Annotated in this window: 16 protein-coding genes and 1 pseudogene; 10 read left to right on the forward strand and 7 right to left on the reverse strand. The window is 70.0% G+C overall.

The features are described 5' to 3' along the window. Nucleotides 1–423 precede the first annotated feature (423 nt). Nucleotides 424–1068, forward strand: coding sequence for a putative DNA-mimic protein (locus tag IEZ11_RS41645; RefSeq protein WP_189268264.1), 645 nt, complete (start codon nt 424–426; stop codon nt 1066–1068). A gap of 672 nt (nt 1069–1740) precedes the next feature. Here the strand turns inward: IEZ11_RS41645 and IEZ11_RS41650 are convergent. Both IEZ11_RS41650 and IEZ11_RS41655 read right to left on the reverse strand, forming a co-directional pair. Continuing rightward, the gene (locus IEZ11_RS41650; RefSeq protein ID WP_189268265.1) at nt 1741–2142 is read right to left on the reverse strand and encodes a nuclear transport factor 2 family protein; all 402 of its coding nucleotides are present in this window, start codon (nt 2140–2142) and stop codon (nt 1741–1743) included. Then, the gene (locus tag IEZ11_RS41655; protein WP_189268266.1) at nt 2139–3137 is read right to left on the reverse strand and encodes an NADP-dependent oxidoreductase; all 999 of its coding nucleotides are present in this window, start codon (nt 3135–3137) and stop codon (nt 2139–2141) included. Before IEZ11_RS41655 ends, IEZ11_RS41650 begins: the two co-directional genes overlap by 4 nt. 123 nt (nt 3138–3260) lie before the next feature. Here IEZ11_RS41655 and IEZ11_RS41660 point away from each other — a divergent pair, with 123 nt between their 5' ends. The 4 genes and pseudogenes from IEZ11_RS41660 to IEZ11_RS52625 form a co-directional block, all read left to right on the forward strand. Continuing rightward, nucleotides 3261–4136 (forward strand): LysR family transcriptional regulator, encoded by an 876-nt coding sequence (locus IEZ11_RS41660; RefSeq protein WP_189268330.1) that lies wholly within the window; start codon nt 3261–3263, stop codon nt 4134–4136. Nucleotides 4137–4360: 224 nt separating this feature from the next. Next, complete coding sequence (locus tag IEZ11_RS41665) at nt 4361–4954, forward strand: TetR/AcrR family transcriptional regulator (protein WP_189268267.1); 594 nt, start codon at nt 4361–4363, stop codon at nt 4952–4954. Nucleotides 4955–5071: 117 nt separating this feature from the next. Further along, nucleotides 5072–5761, forward strand: a complete 690-nt coding sequence (locus IEZ11_RS41670; RefSeq protein WP_189268268.1) for a type 1 glutamine amidotransferase domain-containing protein — start codon at nt 5072–5074, stop codon at nt 5759–5761. An 87-nt stretch (nt 5762–5848) separates the two neighbouring features. Beyond that, a pseudogene (locus IEZ11_RS52625) lies at nt 5849–6196 on the forward strand (DUF1330 domain-containing protein); the annotation flags it as partial. Here IEZ11_RS52625 and IEZ11_RS41680 read toward each other — a convergent pair. Both IEZ11_RS41680 and IEZ11_RS41685 read right to left on the reverse strand, forming a co-directional pair. Beyond that, nucleotides 6134–7252, reverse strand: coding sequence for a fatty acid desaturase family protein (locus IEZ11_RS41680; RefSeq protein ID WP_189268270.1), 1119 nt, complete (start codon nt 7250–7252; stop codon nt 6134–6136). The pseudogene IEZ11_RS52625 and the gene IEZ11_RS41680 sit on opposite strands and share 63 nt — an antisense overlap. A 7-nt stretch (nt 7253–7259) precedes the next feature. Next, nucleotides 7260–8270 carry a ferredoxin reductase gene (locus IEZ11_RS41685; protein ID WP_189268331.1) on the reverse strand — a complete coding sequence of 337 codons (1011 nt, stop codon included), beginning with the start codon at nt 8268–8270 and terminating at the stop codon, nt 7260–7262. A gap of 131 nt (nt 8271–8401) precedes the next feature. Here IEZ11_RS41685 and IEZ11_RS41690 point away from each other — a divergent pair, with 131 nt between their 5' ends. From IEZ11_RS41690 to IEZ11_RS41700, 3 genes are all read left to right on the forward strand, one after another. Next, nucleotides 8402–9541 (forward strand): PucR family transcriptional regulator, encoded by a 1140-nt coding sequence (locus tag IEZ11_RS41690; RefSeq protein WP_189268271.1) that lies wholly within the window; start codon nt 8402–8404, stop codon nt 9539–9541. 131 nt (nt 9542–9672) lie between these two features. Then, nucleotides 9673–10242, forward strand: a complete 570-nt coding sequence (locus IEZ11_RS41695) for an SMI1/KNR4 family protein (RefSeq protein ID WP_189268272.1) — start codon at nt 9673–9675, stop codon at nt 10240–10242. A gap of 347 nt (nt 10243–10589) precedes the next feature. Beyond that, nucleotides 10590–10928 carry a thioredoxin family protein gene (locus tag IEZ11_RS41700; protein ID WP_189268273.1) on the forward strand — a complete coding sequence of 113 codons (339 nt, stop codon included), beginning with the start codon at nt 10590–10592 and terminating at the stop codon, nt 10926–10928. Between the two features lie 61 nt (nt 10929–10989). On the opposite strand, the gene IEZ11_RS41705 is transcribed toward IEZ11_RS41700, so the two are convergent. Continuing rightward, the gene (locus tag IEZ11_RS41705; RefSeq protein ID WP_189268274.1) at nt 10990–11214 is read right to left on the reverse strand and encodes a hypothetical protein; all 225 of its coding nucleotides are present in this window, start codon (nt 11212–11214) and stop codon (nt 10990–10992) included. A 1174-nt stretch (nt 11215–12388) separates the two neighbouring features. Between IEZ11_RS41705 and IEZ11_RS41710 the strand changes: the two genes are divergently transcribed. Beyond that, nucleotides 12389–12832, forward strand: coding sequence for a hypothetical protein (locus IEZ11_RS41710; RefSeq protein ID WP_189268275.1), 444 nt, complete (start codon nt 12389–12391; stop codon nt 12830–12832). A gap of 29 nt (nt 12833–12861) precedes the next feature. After that, a complete protein-coding gene (locus IEZ11_RS41715) occupies nt 12862–13545 on the forward strand; it encodes a hypothetical protein (protein WP_189268276.1) in 684 nt (227 codons plus the stop codon). Here IEZ11_RS41715 and IEZ11_RS41720 read toward each other — a convergent pair. Beyond that, on the reverse strand, nt 13522–14448 hold the full coding sequence (locus IEZ11_RS41720) for a 3-hydroxybutyryl-CoA dehydrogenase (RefSeq protein ID WP_308426585.1): 927 nt from the start codon (nt 14446–14448) through the stop codon (nt 13522–13524). The genes IEZ11_RS41715 and IEZ11_RS41720 overlap by 24 nt on opposite strands. Further along, nucleotides 14445–16073 (reverse strand): bifunctional 3-(3-hydroxy-phenyl)propionate/3-hydroxycinnamic acid hydroxylase, encoded by a 1629-nt coding sequence (locus tag IEZ11_RS41725; RefSeq protein ID WP_189268277.1) that lies wholly within the window; start codon nt 16071–16073, stop codon nt 14445–14447. Before IEZ11_RS41725 ends, IEZ11_RS41720 begins: the two co-directional genes overlap by 4 nt. Between the last annotated feature and the right edge of the window lie 71 nt (nt 16074–16144).

Here is a 16144-nt window from a genome sequence, read left to right on the forward strand (position 1 = left end):
GGGGATGACCTGGGGCGAAGCGAGGAGAAAGGATTCTCGAAGATCCGCGCCGCGCCCCTGAACCAGGCGTCCGACAAACTGGCTTGAACTGGCTTCTGGCCAGGTCACCGGCCAGCGCGGCGACCCTGAGCGGCCACGGCGACGGCTGACATCAGCACCTTCGGCGCGGTCGGCCCACGCCGGGATGGCGATCGCGGGAACACGGCCGCTCGATCAGCGCTGCCGTCGGCGGCAGGGCGCAGCTCCACCACGTCACGTCCGGCGAACTGCTCTTGTGGCAGGCGGCCACCGGGAGGGGCAGCCGAAGTTCTTCGGCCTTGGGAGAAGTTTCTCCCGGTGGCAGCCCCCGGGACGCATAGAGGTACGCGTGGGGTTTCGTCGCAGCTCGGCCGCTGTCAGAGGTGATGGCTACCCTGTGCGGCCATGGGACTTTCCATCACCGTAGGCCTCCTGGACGACCAGGTGCGCAACGACGCCGAGGGACTGGCGTACCACCGTCGCGCGTTCGCGCGCCTTACCGAGGCACTCGCGGTCAACGGCATCACCTGGCAAGAGCCGGAGATCTGCGATCCCCCCGCGGTCCCCGCCGTCTCCGTGAACTTCCCGCACAGCCATGTGACCCACCTGCGTCGCCTCTACGCGCTCGCCGAGTGCGGCGAACTGCTCACCCCCGCCTCGGAAACCGACGACGAGCAGTATGACCGTGACTGCCAGAAGATCCAGGACGAGACGGCCATGCTCGCCTCCCATCTGCTCTGCCACGCCGACGACTCGGGCTACTACATACCGGTCGACTTCGGCGAACCGCTCTTCCTCCCGCTGGAGGCGGGCGTCGACGGTCACGGCATGGTCGGCTCCAGCCAGCGCCTGCTGGCCGAACTGGCCGGCCTCGCAACGCCACTCGGCATCCACCTCAACGCCGACGCCACGCTCACCACCGCGGAGGAGACCGCCCTCGTCGGCTTCGAGCCCGACATCCCCTTCAGCATGGAGAAATCCACTTGGCACCAGCTCTACCGCGCCTGCCAGGCAAGCGTGGCCGGCGGCCATGCCATCGTCTTCCACTGAGACGCCTCCAACCGGGCCGATGCGATGGGCCAGTTGGCGGGGCCGGTGTCCGCGAAGGGGTGAAGCCCTTGGCAGACGGGTTGTCGACCAAGGTCGGCGTGCCGTCCCGGAGGTCCAGGTGCTGGTCCGCTCATCGTGGATCGGTCTGTCCAGCTCCATGCTGTGCTGTCTCTCCCGCCTGCCGGCCACCGGATGCCTTTTGAGCGGGAAACGCGCCGGCACCGGTTCACCGCGGACCACCAGGCCCCGCTCATACCGGCCCACGCGCTCGGAGTTTCCCGGCTGCCGATCCACATGGTCGCCGGTCAGTGCGGCCGGACCATGGTGACGACCGTGTGCCGGGCCGCGCCCGCCACGACCTCCACCACCACATCACCGACGGCGGGCGTGCGGGATGCGCCGACCTTCGTGAATGCCCGCCCGTGCTGACGACGGAGGCGAGCGCCGCCGTGGTCAGCCTCAGTGACAGTGCGACGCGGCCGTCGGGCAGCCGTACGGCGAGCGCCTTCGGTTGCCGGGCCGTGCCGGTGGAGCCGACCACGGCGACGTCGACCGTGTCTCCGTTCCGCTGTCTCCCCGCACTGGGCCGTACTGTTCGGCGTCGGGACGATCGATGCCCGAGCGCCGCCGGCAGCCGTCCGGTGATCGCCGGACGCACTGCCCGGCCTCGCCCTAGAGGGCGTTGTCCAGCGTCAGGGTGAGCTCGGCGATGCGCCACTCACCGTCGGACTGACGCATACCGAACGTGTAGACCCCGGTCGAGATGATCTGGATGCTCTCGCCGGTGTTCCTCGTCTGCAGCAGGTAGGCCCGCACCTCCGCGGTGGCGGCGTCCGTCGCCGTGACCACGACATGGCCCAGGTGGTGCCGCACCCTTCCGCTCTGGGCCGCGTGCCCGTCACGGATGAAGTCGAGCACCGCCGCGCGTCCAGTGACCGGGCCGAGCACTCCCTGTCCGGGCATCGTGAAGGTCCAGGTGGTGTTCTCGGCCAGGACCGCTTCCAGCTCGGACGGATTCAGTTCGTCCAGGGCGTGGGCGTACCTCGCCACCGTCTGCTGGAGTTCGGCGATCACGCGACCACCGTCAGCACGATCTTGCCTTGGATGTGGCCCTGTGCGGCTCGCGTGTGTGCGCGGCCCGCCTCGTGCAGCGGGTAGGTGCTGTCCACTCCGACCTGGAGCTTCCCCTCGTCGAACAGGCCCCCGATCTCCGCGAGTTGGGTGCCGTTGGAGCGCACCTGGATGTTCGAGACGGTGATGCCCAGACGCGCCGTCTCGTCCGGGTCGTACTGGGCGAAGAACACCGGGAGCATGGTGCCGCCGCGCTTGAGCACGCTCAGGAAGCGCGAGCTGTCCGGGCCACCGACGGTGTCGATCACCAGGTCGACGCCGCTGACCACGTCTGCGGCCCGCGTCGTGGTGTAGTCGATGAACTCATCGGCGCCGAGCTTGCGCAGGAACTGCTCGTGCCGGCCCGAGGCCACCGCGATGACGTGCGCCCCCTTCCACTTCGCCAGTTGCACCGCGAAGTGACCCACTCCACCGGCGGCCCCGTTGACCAGCACGGTCATCCCTGGCGTGACCGGCACCGGGCGGTGTACCTGGCCGGTGAAAGGAGACGGCACCTCGTGGCCGAGCTCAACCAGGTACTGCCAGGCGGTCAGCAGGGCCATCGGCGCCCCGGCCGCCTGCACGTGGTCGATACCGGCCGGCTTGTGAGCCAGGTCCGAGGCCGGCGCGGCCACGTACTCGGCGTACGTCCGGCCGTCGAATCCGGGGAACCGCAGCATGCCGAAGACCTCGTCGCCGACGGCGAACCCCAGCACGTCCGGAGCGACCGCCTGGACCACGCCCGACATGTCCGTTCCTGGAATCAGGGGGAACTCCAGCGCCGGCCTCATGTCGGCCGGCATGACCTTCATCCCTTCACGCAGGTACCAGTCCGGCGGGTTGATGCCCACCGCGTGCACCCGGACGAGCACCTCGCCCGCGCCGATCTCGGGAACCGGCACCTCGTCGTAGTGCAGAACTTCCGGCCCGCCCGCTTGGTGGAACTGGATCGCCTTCATCGCGCCTGTCGCTTTCTCGGGGAAACGTTGCTCCTTTCAGTCAAGGTCAAGCTCGGCATGGCCGTCCAAGACCGGTTCGGCAACCTGATCATTCCGAAACGGCATGACGCGTACGCTGCAAGGGTGAACGATCTCGGACAGGACCTGGAACTGCGGCTGGTGCGCTACTTCACCGTGGTGGCGGTGCACCAGCACTTCGGCCGGGCCGCTGCCGAACTGCACGTGGCCCAGCCGGCGCTGAGCCGCCAGATCCAACGGCTCGAGAGATATCTCGGCACACGGCTGCTGGACCGAACCCCCCAGGGCACCCGGCTCACTCCGGCCGGCCACACATTCCTCCCGCGGGCCCAAGCCCTGCTGCAGGCCGCCCGCCAGGCCGAGCTGGCCGTGCGTGAACAAAGCCGGACGGAAAGAATCGCCATCGGCTACGTCGAAGATCTGGTGATCACTGCCGCCGTGCGGGAACTGCGCCGTCAACACCCTGACGCGGAGATCAGCACCCGGCATCTGAGCTGCCGCGACGTCGGATCGCTGTCCGACAGGCGCGTCGACGCCCTGATCGCGCGAGCCCCGCTGCCGCTCGCCGACGACGACGTGTTCACCACTCCGCTGTACGAAGAGCCCCGGATGCTCGTGGTCCCGCGCGGCCATCCCTGGGCGGACCGGGCGTCGGTGACCGCGGAGGAACTGGCCGGCGAAGAGGTGGCGCCGTGCGCGTTCGAGACCGCGGACTGGACCTCCTACCGGATCCTCGGGGCCGGCGCGCCGCCGATCGAGAACTACGAAGACAAGCTCGAACTCGTCGCGAGCGGCGAGGCGATCGCCGTGCTACCGGTCGGCGATCGGCGCAGCTCACTGCGCCCCGACCTCGTCACCGTCCCGATCGAGGGCGCTCCTCCCAGCCAGGTCGTCCTGGTCAGCCGCAAGGGCGACCCGAATCCGATGATCAGGAATCTCCGCCTGGCCGCCAAGGCCGTCCTGACCGCTGCGGCAGTCTGACCGGGATCAGGTGCGAGACCTCGAAGGCTGCAGCCAGAAGCGCGGCGTGGACTTCGCCTCGCCCCGCTAGCAGGACGCGACCGCTGCCGATGCCGAAGGGCGCCTCCGGTCTCCGCCTGCTCGCCGGTGCACTCGGGCGAGTACGCGGACACCTGTCGGATCGCGCATCCGACTGCACTGTCGGATTCTAGACGACTGGTCTACTCCGATGGTATGTTTTCTCCATGCCAGTCGCCACGCGCAGCACGGACACCCGGCGGATCATCCTCGATACCGCCCAGCGGATCATGGCCCGCAAGGGCTACGCGGCTGTCGGCATCAACGAGGTGCTCGCGGAGGCCGGTGTACCGAAGGGGTCCTTCTATCACTACTTCGCCTCGAAGGACGCCTTCGGTGAAGCGATGCTGAAGAACTACTTCGCGGACTACCTCACGGACATGGACGGTGTTCTCGCCCACGTGGGCCAGTCGGCGGCCGAGCGGCTGATGGCCTACTGGCGGCAGTGGCGGGAGACGCAGAGCGTCGAGGAGTGCCAGGGCAAGTGCCTGGCCGTGAAACTCGGCGCCGAGGTCGCGGACCTGTCCGAGTCGATGCGTCTGGCTCTGAAGGAGGGCACGAGTGAGATCGTCGACCGCATCGAGCGCACCATCGCCGACGGCCTGGCGGACGGCTCCCTCTCGGTCGACAGTGAGGCCCGCGAGCTCGCGCAGGCCCTGTACGACATGTGGCTCGGGGCGAGCATCATGGCCAAGATCCATCGCAGCCCGGCCCCGCTCGACACCGCCACGGCGGTGACCCGCAAGCTGCTGCACCTGTAAGAGGCCTGCCCTGCCTGCTGAAGGCTGCGCCTGTAGGAAGATCCCATGTCCGATCCGGTCGTGGGGTCTCTTCGCCATCGCAATAGTAGACTGGTCTAATCGCGCAAGGAGTGTGTCATGAAGGTTCTGGTCGTTCTCACCTCGCACGACGAGCTGGGGAACACCGGCAGTAAGACCGGGTTCTGGCTGGAGGAGCTGGCGGCGCCGTACTACCGCTTCAAGGAGGCCGGCTGGGAGATCACCCTCGCCTCGCCGAAGGGCGGTCGGCCGCCGCTGGACCCCAAGAGCAACGAACCCGGCTTCCAGACCGACGACACCCGGCGCTTCGAGGCCGACTCGGAGGCAGCCGACGCACTGGCGAACACCGTGCGCCTCGATGCCGTGGCGGCCGACGGCTTCGACGCGGTCTTCTACCCCGGCGGGCACGGACCGCTCTGGGACCTGGCCGAGGACACCGTCTCCGCGCGGCTGATCGAAACCACCCTCCGCTCCGGCAAGCCGGTGGGACTGGTGTGCCACGCCCCCGGCGTCCTGCGGCACACCGTCAACGAGGACGGCACCCCGCTGGTCTCGGGCAGGAACGTCACCGGATTCGCCAACTCCGAGGAGGAGGCCGTCCAGCTCACCGACATCGTCCCCTTCCTGGTCGAGGACGAACTCACCAGGCTGGGCGGCATCTACTCCAAGACCGGCGACTGGCAGCCCTATGTCCTGCAGGACGGTCTGCTGATCACCGGTCAGAACCCGGCGTCCTCGGCCCCCGCAGCCGACGCCCTGATCGAGCTGGTCAGCAAGGGCGCCGTGTGAGCGCCCACGTGGTCATGCGCTGCGAGCGCATGACCGACCCGGCCGAGCCGGCCCGCTACGCCGGCTCGGCCCGGGGCGGCCCGGACCGGCCACGACGTGACACCCCTCGTCGGATACGGGGCGATCGACACCCTTGAGGGTGCGCCGTTCGACGGTGCGCTGATCCATCGCTTCCCCAACGTCGCGGACGCGCGGGCCTGGTACGGCCGCCCGGCCCACCAGGCAGCGCAGCCGGACATCGGCCTGTCCGGATCCCGTGTCGTACGGTGTGATGTCGCGGCGGTCCAGCGTCGGCAACGGATCTCACGGGACCCGGGGGTGCCGCCGGTGCGGCCGGTGTTGCGGCCGAAGGAGCTGGACCAATGCCAGGATTCAGGCCGCCACGAGCTCCTGCTCGCGGTCCGGCGTCTTGACCTTGGGCTTCTTGTTCGGTAGCGAGAGCCGGAAGACCTTGTGCCACGCGGAGAACACCTGCTTGGGCAGCGGCCCGGTGACGTACTCCAGCTCGTACTTCTCGAACAGCGCGCGCACCTTCACCGCGACCTCGGCGTACCGGTTGCTCGGCAGGTCCGGGAACAGGTGGTGCTCGATCTGGTGCGAGAGGTTCCCGGTCATGAAGTGCATGGCCTTGCTGCCGCTGATGTTCGCCGAGCCCATCATCTGGCGCAGGTACCACTGGCCGCGCGTCTCGCCCTTGATCGACCGGCGCTCGAAGACCTGCACGCCCTCGGGGAAGTGCCCGCACATGATCACCGAGTGGGACCAGATGTTGCGGACCAGGTTCGCGGTGAACGTGGCGCCGAGCGTGGTGAGGAACGACGGGCCCGACAGCAGCGGGTGGATCACGTAGTCCTTGAGCACCTGCTTGCGGATCTTGCGGCCCACGGCCTTGGCCCGCGCGCGGAACTCCGGGTTCTTGCGGCGGCGCTTGTGCAGGTTCTTGCCGAGCTCCAGGTCGTACGCCGCGATGCCGTACTCGAAGAAGCAGGCGTTGATGAAGTTCCACAGCGGCTGGCCGAGGTGGAACGGGTGCCACTTCTGGTCCTCGTCGACGCGCATGATGCCGTAGCCGAGGTCGTTGTCCTTGCCGATCACGTTGGTGTACGTGTGGTGCAGCTCGTTGTGGGAGTGCTTCCACTGGTCGGCCGGCGAGACGTGATCCCACTCCCAGGTGGTGGAGTGGATCTTCGGGTCCCGCATCCAGTCCCACTGGCCGTGCAGGATGTTGTGGCCGATCTCCATGTTGTCCATGATCTTCGCCACGGACAGCCCGGCGGTGCCGATCAGCCACGCGGGCGGGAAGATCGAGAACAGCAGTACGCCGCGGCTGGCCAGTTCGAGCTTGCGCTGCGCCGAGATGACCTTGCGGATGTAGGCGGCGTCCTTCTCGCCACGGTCGGCGATCACCTCGTCGCGGATCGCGTCCAGCTCGCGGCCGAGCTCCTCGATCTGCTCCGCGGTCAGGTGGGCGGTGGGGTCGATGGCGGTCAAGGTGTTCCTACCGTTCGATGTCGCAGGGGCCCGCGGCGGCGGACACGCAGGTCTGGATGAGGACGCCCGGCTCGGCCTCGGTGATCTCGCCGGTGCGCAGGTCGCGGACGGCGCCCGCCTTGAGCGGTGTGATGCAGCCGAAGCAGATGCCCATGCGGCATCCGGAGGGCATGAGCACGCCGGCCTCCTCGCCGATGTCCAGCAACGGCGTGGCGCCGTCCGCGTCGACGGTCTTGCCGGTGGCGCTGAACGTGACCTCGCCGCCGTCGCCGGCGACGACGACGCCGGGACGGAAGCGTTCGGTGTGCAGGCGCTCCTGGACGCCGTGCTCGGACCAGTGCGCTTCGGCGGCGTCGAGCAGGCCCGCGGGCCCGCAGGCCCAGGTCTCGCGCTCTGCCCAGTCGGGCACGAGTTCGTCGAGACGGGCGATGTCGAGCATGCCGTCGGTGGCGGTGTGCACCTCGGTGAGCCGCAGCTTCTTCTCGGCGACCAGGTCGTGCAGTTCGTTGCGGAAGATCACGTCCTGCGGCTGTGGCGCGCAGTGGACCATGACGACGTCGTCGAACTCGACGTCGCGCAGCATGCCCATCACGGGCGTGATGCCGCTGCCGGCCGTCAGGTAGAGCACCTTGGCGGGCTTGGCCTGCGGCAGCACGAAGTCACCGGTCGGGTGGTCGAGCTGGATCAGCGTGCCCGGTTTCGCCCTGCGGACCAGGTGGTTGCTGACCTTGCCGTCCGGGATCGCCTTCACGGTGATCGTGACGCGGCCGTCCCGGCGGTTCGTCGGCGAGGTGATGGAGTAGGCACGCCACAGGCGCACCCCGTCGACGTCGACCCCGATCCGCACGTACTGACCGGCTGTGTGGCCACGCCAGCCCCGTCCCGGTCTGATCACGACGGTCGCCGCGTCACCCGTCTCGGGGTGCACGGCCTCGATGCGCCCTCGCAGGTCGGCGCCCGCACGCAGCGGGCTGACCAGGTCGAGGTAGTCCGACGGCAACACCGGCGTCGTGACCATCTCCAGCAGTTTCCAGGCCCTGCTGCGGAGGGCTGTACTCGTCATGACTCCAGCTTGCTGCGCCTCAGGGCGTAGAGTCCTGACCGCAGGACGTAAATCTGGTCGGTTGAATTGTGCGCAGGGAATAAAACGTGAGTCATGTGATGCGGAGGGCCAGCGAACTGGCCCTGGATGAGACGACGGTCACCGCACTTCGGGCCGCGCTGAAGACCACCGCCGACGAGGTCGTCCAGGCGATCATCGACGAGGTCCCTCCCTACGCCAACGCCCTTACGGGCCGCATGGGCGCCACCATCCGCCGAGCCGTCCGCACCGCCCTGGGCCACTACCTGGACCTCGCGAGCGGGAAGGCCACAGGCGGTGACGCCGGTGACGCGGCCTACGAGTTGGGCCGCGGCGAGGTGCGCGACGGCCGCTCGATGGACGCCCTGCTCAGCGCCTACCGCGTCGGTGCCCGCGTGGCCTGGCGATGCCTGGCGGCGGGTGCCGTACCCGCAGGTCTGCCCGCCGCGGAGGTCGCCAAGTTCGCCGAGCTGACCTTCGCCTACATCGACGAGCTCTCCGCCGCGAGCGCCGCGGGCCACGCCGACGAGCTGGCCGCCCGGGGCCGGGATCACGAGCGCCACCTGGAGCAGCTGGCCCGCGACCTCCTCGCCGGCGCGACCCCGGACGTGCTGCTGGCCTCTGCTCAACGGGCCGGGTGGCAGCCTCCGGTTTCGCTGACCGCGGTCCTGCTGCCCGCCGCCCAGGCCCGGCCTGCCTACCGTGCGTTCGACCCGAGCACCCTCGTCCTCGACGACCTGCCGGACGCCACCGGTGTGCTGCTCGTCCCCGATGCCGACCGGCCGCATCTCCTGCGGCAGCTGACCGACCGCGCGGCCGTGGTCGGCCCGGCCCGGCCATGGACTCGTGCGTCCGCCTCGTACGAGCGAGCCGCACGCGCGCGCTCCCTCTCCGCCGACATCCGCGACACCGAGGGCCACCTGCCCGAGCTGGTGCTGAGCGCCGACGTGGACGCGTTCGCAGACCTGCGTGCCCGGGCCCTCGCACCGTTGCGGACCCTGTCCGTCGCGACCGCACGGCGGCTGGAGGAGACGTTGCGGGCGTGGCTGCTGCACCAGGGCAGGCGGGACGAGGTGGCGGCGGCGTTGTTCGTCCATCCCCAGACCGTCCGGTACCGGATGTCGCAGCTGCGGGAGCTGTTTCCGGATCTCACATCGCCACACCGGGTCCTTGAACTGACGCTGGCGGTCGGTCTTCGGGCCGGCTGACGCGTACGTCGACCGTTCACGACTGTCGACATGCACGTAATTCCTCAGGGGCAGAGTCGACTTCCCGCCCGGAAGTTCGAGCCGGATGGCCCCGCAGCAGCCCTGTCAGTCCCTCCTGCAAACATGCTGCCATGACCACCACATCACCTGAACAGCGTCCTGCTGAAGGCATCTTGGAGTTCCTGCGCTCCGCATTCGAGACGGAGTGGCGCGAGCCGGCATTGGGCCACGACGGCGTCTCGGCATGGGAATCCGAGCACGGGGCCGTGCTTCCGGAGCCGTACCGGAGTCTGATCGCCGAGATCACCAACGGGTCGTCCCTCGGACCACCGGAAGACGGCGGCCTTCTCCCGCTGGGCTGGCTCCCACCGGACTGGCCGCACGGCGCGGACCGCGATCCCGCCGCCCCGTTCCCGCTCCAGGAGGCCTGGGCGTGGGAAGGCGACCCCCTGGCCGACGACCAGGCGACCCCCCTGGCCGACGACCATGCCGAGCGCGTCGCCGACGTCTACAAACACGGCTCCATCGTGCTCGGCACCGACGACGGCCCCTTCTACTGGGTCCTGGTCGTGACCGGCCCCCAGCGAGGCAAGGTCTGGGCGGTCACCGACGTCGGCGCCTGCCCGTATCCGATGCCGGAGGCGGTCGGCTTCCTGGAATGGGTGCAACGCTGGCACGCCGGTGACGGCTGGTGGGACTGACCACTACCCGCCCAGGGCCCGGTGCACGGCCCGGGTACCCCCGGCTCCCACGCATGCGGGCGGGAAATGACGCCGCTGCCGGGGCACTACGTGACGTTCCACAACGCCTGGGGAGGCCCGTCGGGGGCGCTGTCCCGGCACGAGCCGATCCATGGGCGCGCGGCGGGCCGCAACTGGGTCACCGTGAGGCGGCCAGGCCGGGTCACCAGGGGCGCGGGACCGGGCCCGCTCGCGATCCTGCGACGGCCTCGTGCCTCCCTTCTGACAGGTCGATCGGCCGGCCGGGCTGACGCACCGCGCGAGGGATGATGGGGATGGAACGACGGAACGTGAGGTCAGGAGCTTTCATGGCGATGCGGATTCACCGACCCCGTGAGGACGCGGAGTTCACTTTCATCCTCGGGATGAGCGGAGTTCCGGTCCTCGCGTACTTCATCGGGACATGGCCCAAGGCAATCGAGCCCTGCCGGGTGATGGACCTGGTCGTGGGTGGCATCGCCGACGAATACACGGGCCGCCTGACGGCCGCCCGCGTCGACATCGCACGCTGTCCGGCCGCGACCGAGCGATACGGGATCACCGGAGCCCCGTCCTACGTCCTGCTGAAGGAGGGAGAGGCGGTGGCGCACGGCACGGGGCCCATGACCATCGCCGAGATGCGGGAGTTCGTGGACGGCCACCTCTGAGCGTCCCGTCCATGGGGGCTGCGCCGCCTGAGACACCTTGGGGCTGGCACACCCCCACAGGTCACATGACGCCATCGAGGATCACGCCGGGCGGCAGACGCCCGGCGGCCACGGCCAGGTCCATCCGGTGCGCTGTGACGTCACGACGGGTGCGCGCCTGCAGCCGCACGCCGTCGTCGGTCCGCGGTCCGCCACAGCACGGTCCGGTGGCCGTCGACCGTGATGTCGTCAGCCCGCGACGGACCCCCGGACGCTCCGCGACGGGCCGCGCGAGGGCGACGTCCACGGGCCACCCCACACCGTCAGCCTGCACCTTCGTGACACTGGCCGCCTGCCGGCGTACCGGCGGCCATCGCCGACTCCATCGGTACCATCACCATTTTCGATCACCGACATCGACGACGAGGTCATCGGCGACTCGAAGAACAACTCGACGAAGCGCAGGCCTACGCACAAGACCATCCGCTCTCGTACCGATTCAGCCCCGCCCGGCTCGTCCGCGCCGACACCTGGTGTCCGCTGCCGCCGAGCGTCCGCCGGTTCCGGTTGCCTTCCGGGCGCGTGTTCCTCCGTATCCTGATCTCTTCGGCGACGAGAGCGCGCTACCGGCCGACACCTACGTGCCCCCGTGGGTAGCGGCTGCGGGGCGAGACCGGGGGAGGCCGGAGCAGCCACGGTCCGCCGCCGATGTGTTCGCCGCGCCCGGCGGGTCGAGCCTGCTCGTGGCGGGCCCCGGGGGCGGCAAGTCCACCCCGTTGCGCCTTGAGATGGCCGAAACGGCCGCACGGCTCGCCGACCGGACGAACCGGCGTGCGGGGCAGGTGGTTCCGGTGCTGGTGCGCGCTGTGAAACTGGCCGCCCGGGGCCCTTCGCCCACGTCCTGGCGGAGGCCGCCCCCGAGGCCCTCGCCGGCCGGCTGGCACCGGGCACGCTCACCGAGGACTTCTTCCGGCGGCGGCCCCACCCCAGGGCCGCCTGGCTGGTCCTCGTGGACGGCCTCGACGAGATCCCCGCCCGCGCCCGGCGGCACTCCTGCGTACCCTCGCCGCGGCGGAGCAGGAGGGCCACTACCGCTTCGCCGTCAGCACCCGGCCGCTGCCGCCGGGCGAACCCGACGCCACGGCTGCGGCCTGGACCCGTTTCGACCTGCTGCCGTTCACCGCCGAGGACCTGCACGGGTACGCGCGTGCCCGCTTCGCCGGCCTCACCGACCCGGACCGGCACGCGGAACGCTTCACGGCGCTGCTGCCCGAGGCAGGGCCGGCCGAGCTGGCTCGCACCCCGCTGATGGCGGCGTTGCTGTGCCGCCTGTACGCGCAGGCGCCCGGTCAGCAGCTGCCACACGGGCGCACAGCCGTCTACCGCGAGTTCGTCGACCGTGTCCACACGCACAACACCCACAAGGACGTCATCGAGACGCATCAACGTGCGATCGAGGCCTTTGCCGGCCGTTCCAGCACGTGCCCGACCGGGACGCGGTCACCTCCGCGGCGTCAGCGGCGCGTGACCAACTGCCGGACCTCGTCGGCCACCTGGCCTTCCGGCTGCTCTATGCCCGGGCTGAGACCTTCGCGGACGCCCTCGACGACCATCCACTCAGCCGTCCGCCGACGCTGCTGTCCGCGCCGGACTTGCACGGGTCCCTGCGCGAGATGCTCTCGGTGACGGGCCTGCTGACCGTCCAGGACGGCGAACTCGCCTTCCCGCACCGCACCTTCATGGAGTACCACGCCGCCCGCCATGCCACGCGCACCCGCGAGGACCGGGCGTGGGAGATCTGGCATCTGCTGGACAGCCGCTGGGTCAGGCCGCCGACCTGGCCCTTCACCCGCACCACCTGGTCGATGTGCGTGGTGAAAGTGAACCTCTTCCCACTCTTCGGCTTTACGGCCTGCGCACCCTGACGCCCGCCGACCTGTCGTACGCCGGCTTCGTGCTCGACCTGATCGGGGCACACGGGGGACCCGGCACCCACCTGCGGATCCGCTACCTGCGGATCCGCTACCTGCGGATCGCGGCCAAGGGCGGCGCCGAGGGCGGCACGTTCGTCACGCTCCAGGCCGCGCTCGGCACACTCGTTCCCGTCGAGGCGGCCGATGCCGCCCGGGCCACCCTGGCGGCGGTCGACCTGAGCAGGCGCCGGGTCTCCGGGGAACTACGCGTCCTCGCGGCGGAGACGCTGTGCCGGGTGGGCGACGAGCGCGGCATCGAGGCGCTGCGGGCGATGGCCGAGGACCCGAAGCAGCTCGATGTCCTCGACCAGTGGCACATACCGGACCGCCTGCAGGCGGTCCCTCGCGTGTTCGCGCCGATCACGCCGTACGAGGCCGAAGCCATCCAACGCGACAGCAGCCGCGACACCAAGTCAGAACCGGAGGCGGTGATGCGCGATCCGACACTTCCCGAAGCGGACGTGGGGAGGTCGCCCGGGTGCGGGCGGCCTTCGGCACCGTCATCGGCGAGAACCCGGGTGCACGGATCAGCCGGACGAAGTCCCGGACCAGCCGCCGGCGCCCGCAGGGGCCCAGAAGCGGACCCAGCCCGCTCGACCGCGCACGGCCGGGCGGCGAGCACCATGTCCTTCGCCGTGGGGTCAGTGGCCTTTCTGAGAAGCTGAGAAGTCGTGGAAGCCACGTCCTGACTTGCGGCCGAGGAGTCCGGCCTCCACCATGCGCAGCAGGAGCGGGGGAGGGGCGTACAGAGGGTCCTTGAAATCCGCGTACATCGCCTCGGCGATGGCGGTGAGGGTGTCCAGGCCGATCAGGTCGGCGAGGCTCAGGGGACCCATGGGGTGGGCGCAGCCCAGGACCATCCCGGTGTCGATGTCCTCGGCGGAGGCGAAGCCGGACTCCAGCATCCGGATGGCGGAGAGGAGATAGGGGACCAGGAGCGCGTTCACCACGAAGCCGGCCCGGTCCTGTGCCCGGATCACCTTCTTGCCCAGTACGTGCGTGACGAAGCCCTCCGCGCGTGCCTGCGTCTCGGGGCTCGTCAGCAGGGAGGGCACGATCTCGACGAGGTCCAGGACCGGCACCGGGTTGAAGAAGTGCACCCCGATCACCTGCCGCGGCCGCCTGGTGGCGGCGCCCAGCTTCATGATGGGCAGCGAGGAGGTGTTCGACGCGAGGAGCGCGTCCTCGCGCTCGACGATCCGGTCGAGCTCGGCGAACAACTCGACCTTCACCCCTTCGTCCTCCGTCGCCGCCTCCACCACCAGGTCCCGGTCGGACAGTTCCGCCAGGTCGGAGGTGACCCGCACATGACCCAGCGCGGCCTCGCGATCCACGGCGGCGAGCTTTCCGCGTCGTACGCCGCGGTCGAGCGAGGCGGTGATGCGGGCCAGGCCCGCACCGGCCGCCTCCTCGCCCACCTCATGCACCACCACGTCCAGGCCGGCCCGGGCGCAGACCTCCGCGATGCCCGCGCCCATCAGACCGCACCCGACGACACCGACCCGGCGGATGTCCCCCTCGTGTTCCGCCGCGTCGGATGCCGGTACTCCTGTGTCCTTCGCTGTCACACCACACCTCGTTCGTGGGCAGGGGGACGGGAGGCGACAAAAGCCGACGGCCGCAACTGCCGGGCCGCGCTGTGCAGGAGACCCGCGACATCGTCCGCGAGCCGTACGCCGCCGAACACGTAGTGGTCCGGGCGGGCGAGGACCGCCACACAGGACCGCCGGCGCATCCAGTCGTCGAGCACGTGTTGTTCGTCCCGGTACTCGTCGGCCTGTTTCGGAGCCCCCTTGTCCGTCATACGGACCACCCGGAGCGGAAAGCCCTCAGCCGTCCGATGCGCGCGCAGTGCCGAGTCGACGGCCGAGGCATCCGCGTCCCGGCGGACCAGCAACCGGAAGCCGCCTCCTGTGAACTCGTCGAGCAGGCCGCGCCGTCGGAGGTGATCGACGACCCGGGGCTGCGGCAGCACCTCGCCCCGCGCGAGGAAACCGTCAGGGGCGAGGAACCCCGCGGAGAGCCCCGGAATCAGGGACTGCCGAATGATTCCCTCGGGTGTGGCCGCCAGCTCTTCGAGCAGCTCCGCGTCGCGTTCTGCCGCGGTGGCGGGGTCACGCTCGCAGATGATCCTGCCCAACTCCTTGGCGGCCAGGGTCACCTGCCGTACGTGCGGTTCCCGCTCCTGCTGGTAGCTGTCCAGCAGTGGCTCCTCGGCGGTGCCCCGGATGCGAAGCGCCAGCTTCCACAGCAGGTTGGCGGCGTCCCGGATGCCCTGGCACATGCCCTGGGCGAGGAACGGCGGGGTCATGTGGGCGGAGTCGCCCAGGAAGAAGAGCCGTCCGGCACGCCACTGTTCCAGCACGAGCGCGTGGAAGCGGTAACTGGCCGCCCGCCAGAGCTCGTAGTCCTCCGCGGCGAGCCAACGCGAGAGCAGGCGCCGTACGAAGTCGTCCTGGGAGACCTCCTCGGGATCCTCGCCCGGGTTGATCATGAACTCCCAGCGGCGGAGGTTCCCCGGGCCCACGACGAAGGTGCTGGGACGGGCTGTCTCGCAGTACTGGACGTTGGTCCGGGGAAGTTCGAGGCCGGCGCCGGGGTGCAGGAGAACGTCCGCCACCAGCCAGGGTTCGTCGAACTCCAGGTCGCGCAGCCGCAGGCCCAGCCGGGTGCGCAGCGGACTGCCACCGCCGTCGCAGGCAAGGACGTAGCGCGCTCGAAAGGTGGAGCGCTCCGCCGCACCGTCGACCGCCTCGACGAAGGCACCCGTGTCATCGAGCCGTACATCGGTCACCTCTGTGCCGAGGTGGATCTCGACACCGGCGGACCGCCGCAGACGTTGTCGCAGGGCGGCTTCCAAGTGCGGCTGGGAGAAGGTGTAGTTGGGCGCCCAACCCAGCGAGTGAGGTGGGGAGGCGGTGCCGATCCGACGGATGGTCCGGCCGTCCGCGTTGCGGTACTCGGACGGCCGGTAGGGCATGACGTACGGCGAGATCGCTTCGGCCAGGCCGAGCCCGGCGAAGACACGCATCGCCTCCTGGTCGAACCCGATGGCCCGCGGGCGCGGCTCGATCTCCGCGGCCCGGTCGAAGGCGATCACCCGGAGTCCCAGGTCATGGGCGAGGCAGGCGGCGGTGGCGCCCACCGGGCCCAGACCTATGACCGCCACGTCGGCGGTGAAGGCGTCGGTCATGTGCACCTCTCCTGAGGCAGGGCACGGGCCGCATGGGCCGCGTGGGCCGTAAGTCGATGGAAACCCACCGG

It is taken from the genome of Streptomyces fuscichromogenes, from assembly GCF_014645815.1.
GTDB lineage: Bacteria > Actinomycetota > Actinomycetes > Streptomycetales > Streptomycetaceae > Streptomyces > Streptomyces fuscichromogenes.

What these genes read in the sequence shown, in the direction of transcription:
- IEZ11_RS41645 (WP_189268264.1), top strand. Translation starts at nt 424, where the DNA reads ATGGGACTTTCCATCACCGTAGGCCTCCTGGACGACCAGGTGCGCAAC.
- IEZ11_RS41655 (WP_189268266.1), bottom strand. Translation starts at nt 3,137, where the DNA reads ATGAAGGCGATCCAGTTCCACCAAGCGGGCGGGCCGGAAGTTCTGCAC.
- IEZ11_RS41665 (WP_189268267.1), top strand. Translation starts at nt 4,361, where the DNA reads ATGCCAGTCGCCACGCGCAGCACGGACACCCGGCGGATCATCCTCGAT.
- IEZ11_RS41670 (WP_189268268.1), top strand. Translation starts at nt 5,072, where the DNA reads ATGAAGGTTCTGGTCGTTCTCACCTCGCACGACGAGCTGGGGAACACC.
- IEZ11_RS41685 (WP_189268331.1), bottom strand. Translation starts at nt 8,270, where the DNA reads ATGGTCACGACGCCGGTGTTGCCGTCGGACTACCTCGACCTGGTCAGC.
- IEZ11_RS41695 (WP_189268272.1), top strand. Translation starts at nt 9,673, where the DNA reads ATGACCACCACATCACCTGAACAGCGTCCTGCTGAAGGCATCTTGGAG.
- IEZ11_RS41700 (WP_189268273.1), top strand. Translation starts at nt 10,590, where the DNA reads ATGGCGATGCGGATTCACCGACCCCGTGAGGACGCGGAGTTCACTTTC.
- IEZ11_RS41725 (WP_189268277.1), bottom strand. Translation starts at nt 16,073, where the DNA reads ATGACCGACGCCTTCACCGCCGACGTGGCGGTCATAGGTCTGGGCCCG.